Here is a 14,938-nt window from a genome sequence, read left to right as displayed (position 1 = left end):
GGACGGCGGCGCAGCGCCGTGCGGGCCGCCGCGAGCTGCTGGGCCACCTCGGCGGTGATCAGCTCGGCGTGCAGGGCGTCGTTGCCCGGGTCGCCGCCGCCGCGCAGCGCGCGGTGCCGGCGGACGAGGGCGTCGAGCCCGTCGAGCAGCTGGGTGCCCGGATCGGTGGAGGGCAGGGTCGGAACGCTCATGGTGTCTCCTGGTGACGAGGGTGTCGGTGTCGATCCGTCGGGTCGATCGACCGGCCGACACAGCGTCGAGGAGATCCGCACGTAGTCGATGTGACGCCGCCGGGACAGGACGGTGCGGGTCACTGCACCACCCCCGCCCGTCTACCGGCGATCGCGGCGAGCAGCTCTCGCGTGTACTCGTCCCGCGGGTCGTCGAACAGCTCCGCGGTGGGCCGCAGCTCGCGGAGCCGGCCGTCGCGCATCACGCCGGTACGGTGCGCGACCCGCCGGACCACGGCGAGGTCGTGCGAGATGAACAGGTAGGACAGGCCGTCGCGCTCCTGCAGCTCGGCGAGCAGCTCCAGCACCTGGGCCTGCACCGAGACGTCGAGCGCGGACACCGGCTCGTCGGCGACGACGAGATCCGGCGACAGCGCCAGCGCCCGGGCGATCGCGACGCGTTGACGCTGCCCGCCGGACAGCTCCCCCGGCCGCCGGTCGAGCGTCCCGGACGGGAGCGCGACCCGGTCGACGAGCTCCGCGGCGCGATCGGCCTGCTCGGCGGCCGAACCGACGGAGAACGCCCGCAGCGGCTCGGTGACGATCTCCCGGACGGTGAACCGGGGGTCCAGCGAGGCGTAGGGGTTCTGGTAGATCAGCTGGGCGCGGCGGCGCAGGGCCCGCCACGCCTCACCGCGGACGCGGGTCACGTCGTGGCCGCCGAGCAGCACCTGCCCGGAGGTGGGGTCCTCCAGGCGCAGCAGCAGCCGCGCCGTCGTCGACTTGCCCGATCCGGACTCCCCGACCAGCGCGACGGTCTCGCCGCGGGCGATCGTGAACGACACCCCGTCCACGGCGCGGTGCGTGCGCCGCGTCCAGGAGCCGCGGGCGCGGGGCAGCGGGAACTCCTTCACCAGGTCGCGGACCTCGGCGACCGGGGTGCCCGCGGTGTCGACGGGCGGCAGCACCGGCGGGGCGGTGAGCGCGAGACCGGGGGCGGCGGCGAGCAGCTCCCGGGTGTAGGGGTCCTGCGCCCCGGCGAGCAGCTCGGCCGGGGTGCCCTGCTCCACGACCCGCCCGTGCCGCATCACGACGATCCGGTCGGCCCGGTCGGTGGCGACGGCGAGGTCGTGGGTGATCAGCAGCAGCGCGGTGCCGAGGTCGCGGCGCAGCGTGTCGAGGTGGTCGAGGATCCGCCGGGCGACGGTCGCGTCCAGCGCACTGGTCGGCTCGTCGGCGACGACCAGCGCGGGCCCGGCGGCGATGGCGATCGCGATGAGCACGCGCTGGCGCATCCCGCCGGACAGCTGGTGCGGGTACTGCCCGGCGCGGGTCCCCGGCTCGTCGAGACCGGCCTGCCCCAGGAGCTCGACGGCACGGGCCGGTGCGGAGCGGCGGTCGGCGAGCCCGTGGGTGCGCAGCACCTCCGCGACCTGCACGCCGACCTTCTGGACCGGGTTCAGCGCGACGCCCGGGTCCTGCGGGACGAGCCCGATCCGGGCGGCGCGCACCGACCGGTACGCGCGCTCGGACAGCCCGGTGAGGGTGGTGCCGTCGAGGGAGACGGTGCCCGCGGCGACGGCACCGGCGGCGGGCAGCAGCCCCAGCAACGCGGCGGCGAGGGTGGTCTTGCCCGACCCGGACTCCCCGACGACGGCGACGACCTCCCCGGGTGCGACGGTCAGGTCGACCCCGCGCACGGCGTGCACCGTCCCCCCGCTCCCGGCGTAGGTGACCTCCAGGCCCTCGACCTGCAGCAGGGCGCTCATGCGGACCGCCCCCACTCGCCGTCCAGGGCGCGGGAGATGCGGTTGACCGACAGGACGGTTGCGGCGATGACCAGGCCGGGCATCGCGCACACCCACCAGGCGACGGCCAGGTAGTTGCGGCCGTCGGCGACCAGCGAGCCCCACTCCGAGGCGGGCGGCGGGGCGCCGTAGCCGAGGAAGCTCAGCGCGGACACCGCCAGGATCGCCAGGCCGAACTCCAGCACCGCGAGCACGACGACCGGCCCGGCCGCGTTCGGCAGCACGTGCCGCCACAGCGAGACGTACCAGCGGGTGCCGACCGCGCGGGCGGCCTCGACGTAGAGGGCGCGGCGCACCCGCAGGGTCTCGGCGCGCATCACCCGGGCGAAGCTCGCGACGCTCGCCACGCCGACCGCGATCGCGACCTTCACCGTCCCGAAGCCGAGCGCGGTGATCAGGGCCAGCGACAGCAGGATCGCGGGGATCGCGAGCAGCACGTCGACGCCGCGCATGAGGACCTCGTCGACCCAGCCGCCGGCGAACCCGGCGAGCAGCCCGATCAGCCCGCCCGCGACGAGCGCGACGGCGACCGCGATCACGGTGGCCTGCAGCGACAGCGAGGCGCCGGGCACGACCCGGGTCCAGACGTCGCGGCCGAGGTGGTCGGTGCCGAACCAGTGGCCGGGCCCGGGCGGGGCGAGCCGGCGTGCGGTGTCACCGACCGCGGGGTCGCCGGGCGCGAGCAGCGACGGCACGAACGCCGCGGTCAGCACGAGCAGCACGACCGCCCCGGCGAGCACCAGCCCGGGCCGGGAGCGCAGGAACCGCCCGAGCCGGGCCCGCGGCCGTCGACCGGCCGGAGGCGGTGTGTCACGGACGCCGGGCGCGGCGAGGGGGGCGCGGTCGAGCAGGGTCATCGGGAACTCCCGGGGGCGACGGCGACCCGCGGGTCGAGCAGCGGGTAGGCCAGGTCGACGAGCAGGTTGACCACGACGAAGGCGAGCGCCGCGAACAGGACGATGCCCTGTACGACAGGGATGTCCTGCGCCCCGACCGAGGCGACGGTGAGCCGGCCCAGGCCGGGCCGGGTGAACACCGTCTCGACGACGACCGACCCGGCGAGCAGGTTCCCGACGACGTAGCCGAGCACGGTGAGGGCGGGGATCGCGGCGTTGCCCAGCGCGTGGCGCAGGTGCACCGCGGCCGCGCCGACCCCCTTGGCGCGGGCGGTCGTGACGTACGGCGAGTCCAGCGCCTGGGTGAGGCTCTTCGCGAGCACCTGGGCGACGAGCGCGCCGGTCGGGAGGCCGAGGGTGACCGCCGGGAGGATCAGCGACTCCGGTCCACGGTCGCCGACCGAGGGCAGCCAGCCCAAGGAGAACGAGAACAGCTGCACCAGCATCAGCCCGACCCAGAACACCGGCAGCGACACGGCCAGCGACGGCAGCGACGCCAGCACCTGCCGCAGCCACGGCGTCCGGGCCCAGGTCGCGGCGAGCGCGACCGCGGTGCCGCCGACGACGGCGACGAGCAGCCCGGCGGCGGCGATCTGCAGGGTCGGGGGTAGGGCCTGCGCGACCGCGGTCCGCACGTCCTGCCCGCTGGCGAACGACGTGCCGAGGTCGCCGTGCAGCGCCGCCCAGAGCTTCGTCACGTACTGCACCGGCAGCGGCTGGTCGAGGCCGTAGCGGGCACGCAGGGCGTCCAGCTCGGACGGCGACACCGGCTCGCCGTCGCCCGAGGCCATGGTCGCGACCGGGTCGCCGGGCAGCAGGTAGAGCACGATGAAGCTGACCGTCCACGCCGCCCACAGCACGACGGCGGCGAGCCCGAGGCGGCGCAGCAGGTAGGGGACGGTCATCGCGCGTCGGACTTCCAGGCGTCGTGCAGCTGGATGCGCGAGGACGCGTCGAACGCGACGCCGTGGGCGTCCGGGCCGACGCCGAGCACGGTGGTGAGCTCGACGACGGGCGCGGTGTCGAACCGCTCGGCGAGCAGCTTCTGCGCCTGCCCGGCGAGTGCCGCGCGTCGCGCCGGGTCGACCGTGGCGGCCTGCTCCGCCAGCGGGGCCTGCAGCGGCCCGGCGGGCAGCCGGTAGCGGTTGGTCCCGTCGGTGCCGTAGGTCGACCGCAGGATGTCCGGGTCGGCCCGGGTCAGGTTGCCCCACGCGGCGACGAAGTCCCCGCCGTCGAGGACGGCCTGGGTCTCGGCGATCTGGATCTCGCGGAGCGCCACGTCGATCCCGATCCGGCGCAGCTGCTGCTGGATCAGCTCCAGCGCGGGCTTGGTGGTGCCGATGTTCTGGGCGAACGTCAGCGGCACGGTCAGGCGCTGCCCGCCCTTGGCGCGGATGCCGTCCGGGCCGGGCACCCACCCGGCGCGGTCGAGCGCGGCGGTCGCGGCGGCCGGGTCGTAGCCGACGAGCGCGGACTGGTCGGCGTAGGACGGCGTCGTCGACGACAGCGGGCTCGTCGCCGCCCGCGTCTGGGTCGGGTAGACCGCGGCGACGACCTCGTTGCGGTCGATGCCCCGGCTCACCGCCTCGCGGACGGCGGCGTCGGCGCCGAGCGGGGTGCCCTGGTTGAACGTGATCCCGAACGGCAGGCCCGGGTTCGGCCGGGCCGGGAGCTGGACCCCGGCCCCGGTGAGCGGGGCCTCGTCCTGCTGGCCGACGCTCGCGATCGCGTCGACCTCGCCGGACTGCACGCTGCCCGCCCGCACCCCGGACTCGGGGACGACGCGGAACTCGGCCCGGTCGAGCCAGGCCTCGCCGGGGTGGGTGAACAGCTGCGAGCCCCAGTCGTAGCCGGCCCGCTTCACGAGCACGGTGACGTCGTTCTTGGCGTAGCGCTCGAGGGTGAACGGACCGGAGCCGACGACGCCGGCGCAGCGCTCGTCGTCGGAGCGGACGGCGCTGGCCGGGGAGAGCAGGCCGAGGCTGTGGGTGGAGGTGCCCTGCAGGAACTGCACGTTGGGCTTGGAGAACCGGACGGTGAACTCGGTGGGGCTCGTGACGTCGGTGCCGGTGTACCCGGCCAGGTAGCCCTTGGGGAGGCTGCCGCGGGCGCCCAGCTGCACCGCCCGGTCGAGGTTCGTCTTCACCGCGGCCGCGTCGACGGGCGCGCCGTCGGAGAAGGTGGCGCCGGGGCGCAGGGTGAACGTCCAGGCGGTGGCGTCGGCGTTCGACGACCAGCGGGTCGCCAGCCAGGGCACGATCGCGCCGGTGGACGGGTCCTGGTCGGTGAGCGAGTCGACGACCTGGCGCAGCGAGTAAATCGAGTCGTTGCTCTGCACCTGCTGCGGGTCGGCGCAGCCCTGGTCCGAGGACACCGCGAACACCAGCGTCCCGCCCGGCTGCGGCGGGCCCGCGTCGGCGGCGGCGCCACCGGCGCCGGAGCCGCAGGCGGTCAGGGTGAGCGCGGTGGCGGCGAGCAGCACGGCCGAGCGGCCGGCGGGCAGGTCCCGCCACAGCCGGAACCGGCGCCTCACGACGCCACCGCCGCACGGCGCTCGCCGAAACGCGACGGGTGCGCGAGCCCGAGGTTCTCCCGCAGCGTGGCGCCCGGGGTGTAGTCGGTCCGGAACACCCCGCGCTCCTGCAGGATCGGCACGACCCGGTCGACGACCTCGTCGAGCCCGGACGGGCTGACGTGGGAGCCGAGGATGAACCCGTCGGAGGCGTCGTTCTGCACGTAGCGGTCGATCTCGTCGGCCACGTGCTCCGGGGTCCCGACGAACACCGCGCGGTCGAAGACGTGCTTGACCGTCTCGCGCAGCGAGTACCCGTGGGCCTGCGCGAGCTCGCGCCAGGCGGCGACGGTCGCGTGCGCGTCCTGGGTCAGCGGGGCCCGGCCCTCGATCCACGTCGGGGCCTCGGGGGTGGGCTCGACGTCGGGCAGCGGTCCGTCCGGGTCGTAGCCGGACAGGTCGCGGTTCCAGACCATCTCGGCCAGCACGATCGAGGTCCACGGGTCGACCTGCCGGTCGTGAATGTGCTCGTGACGCTCGCGGGCCTCGGCGTCGGTGTCGCCGAGCACGACGCCGGCGCTGGGCAGGATCCGCACCTCGTCGGGGTCCCGGCCGGCCTTGCGGACCCGGGCCTTGACGTCGTCGTAGAAGGCGCGGGCCTCGTCGAACTTCTGGTACCGGGAGAAGATCGCGTCGGCGGACGCGGCGGCGAAGTCGCGACCGGCCGGGGACTCGCCGGCCTGCAGCACCACCGGGTGGCCCTGCGGGCTGTGCGGGGTGGTGAAGCGCCCGGCGATGTCGAACTGGTTGCCCGCGACCGCGAAGTCGCCGACGTGGCCGTCGCGCAGGAAGGTGCCCGACGCGGGGTCGGCGACGACGGCGTCGGAACCCCAGGAGTCCCAGAGCGCGCGGACCGCGGCGAGGGTCTCCCCGGCGCGCTCGTAGCGCTGGTGGTGGCCGAGGTAGGCACCGCGGCGGAAGTTCTCGCCGGTGGGGGCGTCGGAGCTGGTCAAGACGTTCCACGCCGCGCGCCCGCCGGAGAGGATGTCCAGCGTCGCGAACTTCCGGGCCAGCTCGTAGGGCTCGTTGAAGGTCGAGTTGATCGTCCCGGCCAGACCGATGTGCCCGGTGACCGCGGCCAGCGCGGCGAGCACGGTGAAGGTGTCCGGGCGTCCGACGACGTCCTGGTCGAAGACCTCGCCGCCGCGGGTGCGCAGGCGCAGCCCCTCGGCGAGGAACAGCAGGTCGAGCTTCCCGCGCTCGGCGGTGCGCGCCCAGTGCTCGAAGGACTCCCAGTCGATGTGGCTGCCGGAGGCGGGGTCGCTCCAGACGGTGTCGTGGTTGACGCCCGGGAAGTAGGCGCCGAGCACGATCTGCTTCCTGCCGGTCCTGGTCATGCGGTCGCTCCGGAGAGTGCGGGGTTGAACGCGGTCACGGCGTCGACCCGGGCGCCCGCGGCGTAGCGGCTGACCGGGCGGGTCAGGCCGAACCGCGCGCGCAGGGTGGTCTCGCCGTAGGCGGTGCGGAAGGCGCCGCGCGCCTGCAGCTCGGGCACCAGGCCGTCGACGACGGCGTCGAGGTCGGTCGGGAGGACGGCCGGGCGCAGGCGGTAGCCGTCGAGGCCGGCACGGCGCCAGGACAGCAGGGTGTCGGCGAGCCCGGCCGGGGTGGTGGCGAGGACGGCGGCGTCGGAGGAGAGCGGGTCGAGGGCGTCGAGGCGGGCGAGCCGGTCGCGGGCGGCGCGTTCGGTCGCCTCCAGGACCACGACGACGTCGCCGAGGACCCGCAGCGGCGGTGCGGTGCGGCCCACGGCGGCCTCGGCGGCCCGGACCTGGGCGACGATGCGGGCGGCGTCGTCGGCGTCGTGCGGGTTGGTGAACACGACGTCGCCGACGCGGGCGGCGAGCAGCGCCGGGTCGTAGCCGTGCGCCAGCGACACGACCAGCGGCTGGCCCTGCGGCGGGCGCGGCACGATCGACGGCCCGGCGACGCCGAAGTGCTCCCCGGCGAAGTCGACCCGGTGCAGCCGGTCCCGGTCGACGAAACGCCCGGTCAGCGCGTCGCGGATCTCGGCATCGTCCTCCCAGGAGTCCCAGAGCCTGCGCACGACCTCGACGGCGTCGGCGGCCTCGCCGAACAGCTCGGCGACGAGCTCGCGCCCGGCCGGGGTGCCCAGGTCCTCGCGGCGGACCCCGGGGACGGTGCGGCGCCCGAAGTGGGCGGCCTCGTCGGCGCGGACCGAGGTCTGCACCCGCCACCCGGCGCGGCCGTGGCTGTCGTGGTCGAGCGTCGACAGCGCGGACGCGACGTGGAACGGCTCGGTGTGGGTGGTGGTGACGGTCGGGACCAGACCGATCCGCGACGTCGTCGGGGCGAGGAAGGCGGCGACCAGCGAGGCGTCGAGGCGTCCCTGCACCCGGTCGGTGCGCCGGTCGGCGCCGCTCAGGTGATCCCCGGACTGCAGGCCGAGTGCGTCCTCGATCGTCACCAGGTCCAGCAGCCCGCGCTCGGCGGTGCGGGCCAGGTCGGTCCAGTAGCGGGCGGTGAACAGCGCACGGGGGTGCGCGGCGGGGTCGCGCCAGGCGGCGGGGTGCCAGCCGGCGCCGTCGAGGGCGACGGCCAGGTGCAGCGGCCGGCCTGATGTGTCCGATGTGGACATGAGGGCATCGCTTCCTCGTCGCACGGGGGTGCGACGGAACGGTGTGGGACGTCACGGGACTCCGACGGCCACCGCCGACGGCGGCGCCGAGGGGCGGCGCGCAGCGCGGACGGGGCGGGGTCAGCCCCGACAGGCGGCGCCGGCCACCCGCATCAGGTCGACGTGCCGCCGGTACCGGGGGTGGTGCGCGCCGCGCACCTGCTCCGCGATCGACCGCATGGTGTCCTCCATCGAACCCGGCTGGAGCACCCGCACCCGCGTGCTGCGGGGGGTTGCTGCGGCGTCGTCGAGCCGGGTCTCTCGGCCGCTCCGGATGGTGTGCGATCCGACTGTAGGTATCCGGTGCCCGACGGTGTCAACCCGCATCGCGATCGAGTGACCCGTACCGCAGCAGGCCTCCCGAGCTGCGGAATCATCACCCGGATGCCGCGAAAGGTGTCCGGACAGCCCGCGGCCGTTCCTGGTTGGTGGACTCCGGGTTGTCCGGAGAGGTGACCACCGCGCACCCTGGTCGGGTGACGACGAGCCGACGGAGGCCCTCGCGCCCCGACCGGTTCGTACGGGGCGTGACCGAGCCCGCCCCCCACCAGCCGACCCGTGCCGCGCGGAGCGCGGTGCCGGTGCGCCCGACCGGCCTGGAGCCGTTCTGGCCGAGCCGGCGCGCCCCCGCCTACAGCGAACTCTGTCGCTGACCGGTCTCCCGTCCCGCGGGCCGTAACGCCACGCCCCCGGCGTGCGAGGCACCCGCCGGACCGGGAATCGCCCGCCGGACACCACTCCGGCCCGCCACCCGTCCCGTACCCCGGCACGCCCTCTCAGGGCCGGCCGGCCCCGGCGCGCAGCGGTCGTCCCCGACCGCCCGCCGCCCCCACGGAAGGACCCCGTCCCGCGATGTCCCCGCACGTCCTGCGCCCCGGATCCCGGGCGCGCACCGCCGCCGTCCTGCTCGCGCTGCTCACCGCGCTCGGGCTGCTGGCCGGCTGCTCCCGCGCCGACGAGAGCACCACCGCCGCGGGCGCCACCTCCCCCGCGACCGAGGTCCGCCTCGGCTACTTCCCGAACATCACCCACGCCCCCGCGCTGGTCGGGGTGAAGCAGGGCCTGTTCGCCGCCGAGCTGGGGAGCACGAAGCTCACCACCCAGACGTTCAACGCCGGCCCGGACCAGGTCAACGCCCTGCTCGGCGGCTCGATCGACGTCGCGTTCATCGGTTCCGGCCCGGCGATCAACGCCTTCACGAAGTCGAACGGCGAGGCCGTGCGCCTCGTCGCGGGCTCCACCTCGGCCGGCGCCCAGCTGGTGACCAGCCCGGACATCACCTCGCCCGAGCAGCTCAAGGGCAAGATCATCGCGACCCCGCAGCTGGGCAACACCCAGGACATCGCGCTGAAGACCTGGCTGTCGGACAACAAGCTCCCGATCGGGCAGGGCCCGGACGCGGTGACCGTGCAGAACATCGAGAACCCGCAGACCCTCGACCTGTTCAAGCAGGGCAAGGTCGCCGGCGGCTGGCTGCCCGAGCCGTGGAGCTCCCGCCTGGTCGACGCCGGGGCGAAGGTCCTGGTCGACGAGAAGTCCCTGTGGCCCGGCGGGAAGTTCCCGACGACCGTCGTCATCGTCCGGACCGAGTTCCTCCAGCAGCACCCGCAGACCGTCGAGGCGATCCTGCGCGGCGAGCAGAAGGCCATCGCCCTCATCCGCGACAACCCCGCGCAGGCGAAGACCGTCTCCAACGAGGCGATCGGCGAGATCACCGGCAAGCCGCTGGCGGCGAACATCCTCGACCGCGCCTTCACCGAGCTGTCCTTCGACTCCGACCCGCTCGCCTCGACCTTCCCGCAGCTGGCGAAGGACTCGGTCACGGCGGGCATCGCGAAGAGCGAGGCGAACCTGACCGGCTTCCTCGACCCGGCCGCGGTCGACGCGGTCCGGACCGGCTCCGGGGAGGCCGCCGTGGACCCGGCCGGTCTCGCCGCCGCGAACTGACCTTTCCGATCGACGAGGGGAACCACCGATGACCGTCGACCTGACCACCCGGCGCCCGAGGACCCGCGGCACCGCCGTGGAGCTGTCCGGGGTCGCCAAGACCTTCGGCACCGGCACCGGGGCCGTGACCGCGCTCAACGGGATCGACCTGCAGGTCGGCGACGGCGAGTTCCTCTGCGTGCTCGGCGCGTCCGGCTGCGGCAAGTCGACGCTGCTGAACCTGCTCGCCGGGCTCGACGAGCCCACCGCGGGCGCGGTCCGGGTCGGGTCGGCGCGGCCGTCGTTCATGTTCCAGGAGGCCGCGCTCATGCCGTGGCTGACCGCGCTGCGCAACGTCGAGCTGCCCCTCAAGCTCGCCGGGCACGGCCGGTCGGCCCGGCGTGAGCGGGCCGAGGAGCTGCTCACCCTGGTACGGCTGGAGGGCCTGGGCGACAAGCGTCCGCACGAGCTGTCCGGCGGCATGCGCCAGCGCGTGTCGCTGGCCCGCGCCCTGGCCGCGGCCACCGGCCTCGGCGACACCCACGGCGCCGGGGGGCTGCTGCTGATGGACGAGCCGTTCGCCGCGCTCGACGCCATCACCCGCGACGTCCTGCAGGGCGAGCTGCTGCGGGTCTGGCGGGCCACCGGGACGACGATCGTGTTCGTCACCCACGACGTCCGCGAGGCCGTCCGGCTGGCCGAGCGGGTCGTGCTGCTGTCGTCGCGGCCGGGGACCGTCGTCCGCGAGTGGACGGTGCCCGCCGGCGGTCACGACGCCGAGGCCCAGGCCGAGCTGCACGACGACATCACCGGACGGCTGCGGGCGGTGATCACCAGCCATGCCGCGTGAGGAGTCCTCGATGACCGTCGTCGACGACGACCGCGACTCCGCGGCCGCCGTCGCCGGGCTCGACGCGCTCGACACCCCCGTCGAACGGACGACGCCGTGGTGGAAGCGGTTCCTGCGGATCTGGCTGCCGCCGATCGTCGCGCTCGTGGCGATCGTGGTGGTCTGGCAGATCGTCTGGGCCTCGGCGGTCACGCCCGAGTACCAGCTGCCCGCCCCGGGCGCGGTGGCCGAGGCGTTCGGCGAGACCGTCGTCAGCGGCGAGATCTGGTCGATCCTGTGGACCTCGATCAGCCGGGCCGCGCTCGGCTTCCTGCTCGCCCTGGCGATCGCCACCCCGCTCGGCGTGGTCGTCGCCAAGGTGCCGCTGGTCCGTGCGGCGATCGGGCCGCTGCTCACCGGTCTCCAGTCGCTGCCGTCGGTGGCCTGGGTGCCGGCCGCGGTGCTGTGGTTCGGGCTGACCAACACCACGATCTTCTTCGTCGTCCTGCTCGGCTCGGTGCCCTCGATCGCGAACGGCCTGGTCGCGGGCATCGACCAGGTGCCGCCGATCCTGCCCCGGGCCGGCCAGGTCCTGGGCGCGACGGGCTACCAGATGGCCCGCTACGTCCTGCTCCCCGCGGCGCTGCCCGGCTACCTCGCCGGCTGCAAGCAGGGCTGGGCGTTCTCCTGGCGCTCGCTGATGGCCGCGGAGATCATCGCGGCCGGACCCGCGCTCGGGGTCGGGCTGGGCGCCTACCTGAAGAACGGCGCCGACGTGAACGACATCGTGCAGGTGTTCGCCGCGATCCTGCTGATCCTCATCGTCGGCATCGGGGTCGAGCTGCTGGTCTTCCGCCCGCTGGAGCGACGGGTGCTGCGCGCCCGGGGGCTCGCACTGACCGTCTGACCCCCACCCCGCGACGCCCGAGCGGGCCGGACGCGCCCGCCACGGGTGCGTCCGGCCCGCTCGGCCGTCCACGGGGTGTCCGGACGTGCCCGGACACCCCGTCCCACCAGGCGAAACCTGGTGACCGCAATCCCAACTCCGAGGGTTGGGTTTATGCCGCGGACGGGTTACGGTTCTTCCATGACCGTTCCGGTTCCGCTGACGACACGCGCGCACGTCGACCTCGCGCGCGTCGCCTCGGCGCTCTGTCGCTCCTGACGGGTCGCTCCTGACGGCCGACCCCGGGGGACGGTCCTGACGACCGGGTCCCGACGGCCGGCCCGGACGCCGGACGCCCACCACGGGCGCCCCCGCCACCGGCCCCGCAGCACCCCGCCGTGCGCCACCGCACCGAGGACACGACACCACCGGCGGCCCACCCCGCCCGGACACCGCTCCGGGACCGGCAGTCCGCCGCAGCACCGCGCCGCAGCACTCCACCGCAGCACCGCACACCCGCGGGCCGGCTCGTCGAGCCCACGGCGCCCGTCCGCCACCCACCGCACCCGCCTCCCCGTCCGCGCGACCGCGGACGGTCGACGCGGCGTGCCCGCCGACGTCCCCAGGAGACCCCATGACGATCGCGACACCGCGGGAACGCGCTCCCGCCCCACCCGAGGTCGAGACCCTGCGCACCCGGGCCTCCCGCGGGCCCGACCGGGTACCGCGCTGGGTGGTCAAGACCGCCTCACCGCTCGTCCTGATCGCGCTGTGGCAGGTGCTGTCGAGCACCGGCGTCCTGCCCCGCGACGTCCTGGCCTCCCCCGCGACGGTCGCCGTCACCGCCGCCGGGATGTGGGCGGACGGGGCACTGCAGAGCGCGGTCGCCGTGTCGAGCGTGCGCGTGCTGTCGGGCATCGCGATCGGCGGCGTCGCCGCGGTGCTGCTCGCGACCCTGTCCGGGCTGTTCCGCCGCGGCGAGGACGTCATCGACGCCCCCGTCCAGATGCTGCGCACGGTGCCGGTCATCGGGCTCATCCCGCTGCTGATCATCTGGTTCGGCATCGGGGAGGAGCCCAAGGTCGCGCTGATCGCGCTGGCGGTGACCTTCCCGCTCTACATGAACCTCTTCGGCGGCATCCGCAACGTCGACGCGACGCTCGTCGAGGCCGCCCGCACGCTCGGTCTGGGCTGGTTCGGCCAGGTCCGGCACGTGATCCTGCCGTCGGCGATGCCCCAGTTCCTGGTCGGGCTGCGCTACTCGCTCGGCACCGCGTGGCTCGCCCTGGTCTTCGGCGAGACGATCAACGCGACGTCGGGGATCGGCTACGAGATGAACACCGCCCGGGAGTTCTTCCAGACCGACGTGATCGTCGTCTGCCTCGCGCTGTACGCGGTGCTCGGGCTGGTCGGCGACCTCGTCGTGCGCACCCTGGAGAGGGGGCTGCTGTCGTGGCGACCGGCGTTCAGCGGGCGGTGAGGCCCGTCTCGGTCCGCGGCCTGAGCCGGCACTTCGGTGACCGGGCCGTCCTGACCGACCTCGACCTGGACATCGAGCCCGGCGAGTTCGTCGCCCTGCTCGGCGCCTCGGGCTGCGGCAAGTCCACCCTGCTGCGGATCCTCGCCGACCTCGACAACGACGTCAGCGGGGAGGTCACCGTCGCCCGGCGCCGCGCCGTCGGCTTCCAGGCCCCGCGCCTGCTGCCGTGGAAGAAGGTGTGGCGCAACGTCGTGCTGGGCCTGCCCGGACGGCCGGACCGCGCCCGCGCCGTGGCCGCGCTGACCGAGGTCGGCCTCGCCCACCGCACCGACGTGTGGCCCAAGGTCCTCTCCGGCGGCGAGGCGCAGCGGGCCGCGCTGGCCCGCGCCCTGGTCCGCGACCCGGACCTGCTGCTGCTCGACGAACCGTTCTCCGCGCTCGACGCGCTGACCCGGATCACCGCCCGCGGGCTCGTCGACGAGCTGTGGCAGCGCCACCGCTGCGCCGTGCTGCTGGTGACCCACGACGTGGAGGAGGCACTCGTCCTGGCCGACCGCGTCCTGGTGATGGACGGCGGCCGGATCGCGCACGACGCGCCGGTCCCGTTCCCCCGGCCGCGCGACGTCACCGACCCCGCCTTCCAGCACCTGCGGGCCGACCTGCTCGGCAGGCTCGGCGTGCACCGACCCCAGGAGCGAGCGTGAGCATCGAGTTCATCGGCATGATCGGGACCCAGGAGGTCTCCGAGATCCGGCCCGCCACCGGCCCCGTCCTGGACCCGGCCGTCGTCCGCCGGTTCGCCGCCGCCCACGAGGAGGCCGGCTTCGACAAGGTCCTCATCGGGCACTCGTCGTCGACGCCCGACGGGCTGCAGGTCGCCGCCTACGCCGCCGCGCACACCGACCGGCTCGGCTTCCTCGTCGCGCACCGGCCCGGCTTCACCGCGCCCACCCTGGCCGCCCGCCAGTACGCCACGCTCGACCACTTCAGCGGCGGCGGCCGGGTCGCGATGCACGTCATCTCCGGGGGCAGCGACACCGACCAGCGCCGCGACGGCGACTGGCTGGACAAGGACGAGCGCTACGCCCGCACCGACGAGTACCTCTCCGTCGTCCGCCGGGCCTGGACCGACCCCGAGCCCTTCGACCACACCGGCGAGCACTACCGGGTCGCCGGCGTCGCCCAGGAGATCCGTCCGCTCGGCCCGATCCCGGTCTACTTCGGCGGGTCCTCCGACGCCGCGTACCGGGTGGGCGGGCGGCACGCCGACGTGTTCGCGCTCTGGGGCGAGCCCCTCGCCGGGACCGCCGAGCAGATCGCCCGGGTGCACGACGCCGCCCGCGCCGCGGGCCGCACCGAGCCGCCCCGGATCAGCGTGTCGTTCCGCCCGATCCTCGGCGACACCGAGGAGCAGGCGTGGGCCCGCGCCCACGACGTCCGGGACCGGATCGTCGCCGCCCGGGGCGGACACGGCTCGTTCACCGGCACCCGGATGCGCGAGCCGGGGGCACCGGCCAACGTCGGCTCGCAGCGGCTGCTCGCCGCCGCCGAGGCCGGGGAGCTGCACGACCGCTGCCTGTGGACCGCCACCGCGGCCGCCTCCGGCGCGGCCGGCAACTCCACCGCGCTCGTCGGCACCCCGGACACCGTCGCCGCCGCGCTCGCCGACTACGCAGACATCGGCGTCACCACCCTGCTGATCCGCGGCTACGACCCGGTCGACGACGCCCGCC

At 75.1% G+C, this 14,938-nt stretch carries 14 protein-coding genes and 1 riboswitch; of the genes, 6 read left to right on the top strand and 8 right to left on the bottom strand.

Features of this window, described 5'->3' with window-relative positions; all coding sequences use genetic code 11:
• From GTW08_RS08120 to GTW08_RS32920, 8 genes are all read right to left on the bottom strand, one after another.
• On the bottom strand, positions 1–191 hold a 191-nt coding region (locus GTW08_RS08120), incomplete at its 3' end, for a hypothetical protein (RefSeq protein ID WP_161151713.1).
• Between the two features lie 119 nt (positions 192–310).
• A complete protein-coding gene (locus tag GTW08_RS08115) occupies positions 311–1,939 on the bottom strand; it encodes a dipeptide ABC transporter ATP-binding protein (protein WP_073574457.1) in 1,629 nt (542 codons plus the stop codon).
• Positions 1,936–2,835: an ABC transporter permease gene (locus GTW08_RS08110; protein ID WP_161151712.1), complete on the bottom strand. Its 900-nt coding sequence runs from the start codon at positions 2,833–2,835 to the stop codon at positions 1,936–1,938. The genes GTW08_RS08115 and GTW08_RS08110 overlap by 4 nt, the downstream gene beginning before the upstream one ends.
• Positions 2,832–3,779 (bottom strand): ABC transporter permease, encoded by a 948-nt coding sequence (locus GTW08_RS08105; RefSeq protein ID WP_161151711.1) that lies wholly within the window; start codon positions 3,777–3,779, stop codon positions 2,832–2,834. Before GTW08_RS08105 ends, GTW08_RS08110 begins: the two co-directional genes overlap by 4 nt.
• Complete coding sequence (locus GTW08_RS08100) at positions 3,776–5,407, bottom strand: ABC transporter substrate-binding protein (RefSeq protein ID WP_304580043.1); 1,632 nt, start codon at positions 5,405–5,407, stop codon at positions 3,776–3,778. Before GTW08_RS08100 ends, GTW08_RS08105 begins: the two co-directional genes overlap by 4 nt.
• Complete coding sequence (locus tag GTW08_RS08095; RefSeq protein ID WP_161151710.1) at positions 5,404–6,783, bottom strand: NtaA/DmoA family FMN-dependent monooxygenase; 1,380 nt, start codon at positions 6,781–6,783, stop codon at positions 5,404–5,406. The genes GTW08_RS08100 and GTW08_RS08095 overlap by 4 nt, the downstream gene beginning before the upstream one ends.
• The gene (locus tag GTW08_RS08090; protein WP_161151709.1) at positions 6,780–8,045 is read right to left on the bottom strand and encodes an LLM class flavin-dependent oxidoreductase; all 1,266 of its coding nucleotides are present in this window, start codon (positions 8,043–8,045) and stop codon (positions 6,780–6,782) included. Before GTW08_RS08090 ends, GTW08_RS08095 begins: the two co-directional genes overlap by 4 nt.
• Before the next feature lie 120 nt (positions 8,046–8,165).
• Entirely contained in the window at positions 8,166–8,264 is a 99-nt protein-coding gene (locus GTW08_RS32920; RefSeq protein WP_345652035.1) for a putative leader peptide, read from the bottom strand.
• Between the two features lie 5 nt (positions 8,265–8,269).
• Positions 8,270–8,365, bottom strand: a riboswitch (SAM riboswitch).
• A 571-nt stretch (positions 8,366–8,936) separates the two neighbouring features.
• Here GTW08_RS32920 and GTW08_RS08085 point away from each other — a divergent pair.
• The 6 genes from GTW08_RS08085 to GTW08_RS08060 all read left to right on the top strand — a co-directional run.
• The gene (locus tag GTW08_RS08085) at positions 8,937–10,031 is read left to right on the top strand and encodes an ABC transporter substrate-binding protein (RefSeq protein WP_161151708.1); all 1,095 of its coding nucleotides are present in this window, start codon (positions 8,937–8,939) and stop codon (positions 10,029–10,031) included.
• A 28-nt stretch (positions 10,032–10,059) separates the two neighbouring features.
• On the top strand, positions 10,060–10,860 hold the full coding sequence (locus GTW08_RS08080; RefSeq protein ID WP_161151707.1) for an ABC transporter ATP-binding protein: 801 nt from the start codon (positions 10,060–10,062) through the stop codon (positions 10,858–10,860).
• A gap of 10 nt (positions 10,861–10,870) precedes the next feature.
• Positions 10,871–11,746 (top strand): ABC transporter permease, encoded by an 876-nt coding sequence (locus GTW08_RS08075; protein ID WP_237453648.1) that lies wholly within the window; start codon positions 10,871–10,873, stop codon positions 11,744–11,746.
• Between the two features lie 613 nt (positions 11,747–12,359).
• Positions 12,360–13,205, top strand: a complete 846-nt coding sequence (locus GTW08_RS08070) for an ABC transporter permease (protein ID WP_073574352.1) — start codon at positions 12,360–12,362, stop codon at positions 13,203–13,205.
• Complete coding sequence (locus GTW08_RS08065) at positions 13,202–13,909, top strand: ABC transporter ATP-binding protein (RefSeq protein ID WP_304580044.1); 708 nt, start codon at positions 13,202–13,204, stop codon at positions 13,907–13,909. Before GTW08_RS08070 ends, GTW08_RS08065 begins: the two co-directional genes overlap by 4 nt.
• Positions 13,906–14,938, top strand: a 1,033-nt coding sequence (locus tag GTW08_RS08060; protein ID WP_161151705.1) for an LLM class flavin-dependent oxidoreductase, incomplete at its 3' end; no start/stop codon positions are given. The genes GTW08_RS08065 and GTW08_RS08060, both read left to right, overlap by 4 nt.

The sequence above is a fragment of the Pseudonocardia sp. SID8383 genome (genome assembly GCF_009864975.1).
GTDB classification, from domain to species: domain Bacteria; phylum Actinomycetota; class Actinomycetes; order Mycobacteriales; family Pseudonocardiaceae; genus Pseudonocardia; species Pseudonocardia alni.
The sequence above is the reverse complement of the archived record's forward strand: the minus strand, read 5'-3'. Positions and strand labels throughout refer to the sequence as shown.

Coding starts and splice junctions, on each gene's coding strand:
- GTW08_RS08115 (WP_073574457.1), bottom strand. CDS start 1,939: ATGAGCGCCCTGCTGCAGGTCGAGGGCCTGGAGGTCACCTACGCCGGG.
- GTW08_RS08110 (WP_161151712.1), bottom strand. CDS start 2,835: ATGACCCTGCTCGACCGCGCCCCCCTCGCCGCGCCCGGCGTCCGTGAC.
- GTW08_RS08105 (WP_161151711.1), bottom strand. CDS start 3,779: ATGACCGTCCCCTACCTGCTGCGCCGCCTCGGGCTCGCCGCCGTCGTG.
- GTW08_RS08095 (WP_161151710.1), bottom strand. CDS start 6,783: ATGACCAGGACCGGCAGGAAGCAGATCGTGCTCGGCGCCTACTTCCCG.
- GTW08_RS08090 (WP_161151709.1), bottom strand. CDS start 8,045: ATGTCCACATCGGACACATCAGGCCGGCCGCTGCACCTGGCCGTCGCC.
- GTW08_RS32920 (WP_345652035.1), bottom strand. CDS start 8,264: ATGCGGTCGATCGCGGAGCAGGTGCGCGGCGCGCACCACCCCCGGTAC.
- GTW08_RS08085 (WP_161151708.1), top strand. CDS start 8,937: ATGTCCCCGCACGTCCTGCGCCCCGGATCCCGGGCGCGCACCGCCGCC.
- GTW08_RS08080 (WP_161151707.1), top strand. CDS start 10,060: ATGACCGTCGACCTGACCACCCGGCGCCCGAGGACCCGCGGCACCGCC.
- GTW08_RS08075 (WP_237453648.1), top strand. CDS start 10,871: ATGACCGTCGTCGACGACGACCGCGACTCCGCGGCCGCCGTCGCCGGG.
- GTW08_RS08070 (WP_073574352.1), top strand. CDS start 12,360: ATGACGATCGCGACACCGCGGGAACGCGCTCCCGCCCCACCCGAGGTC.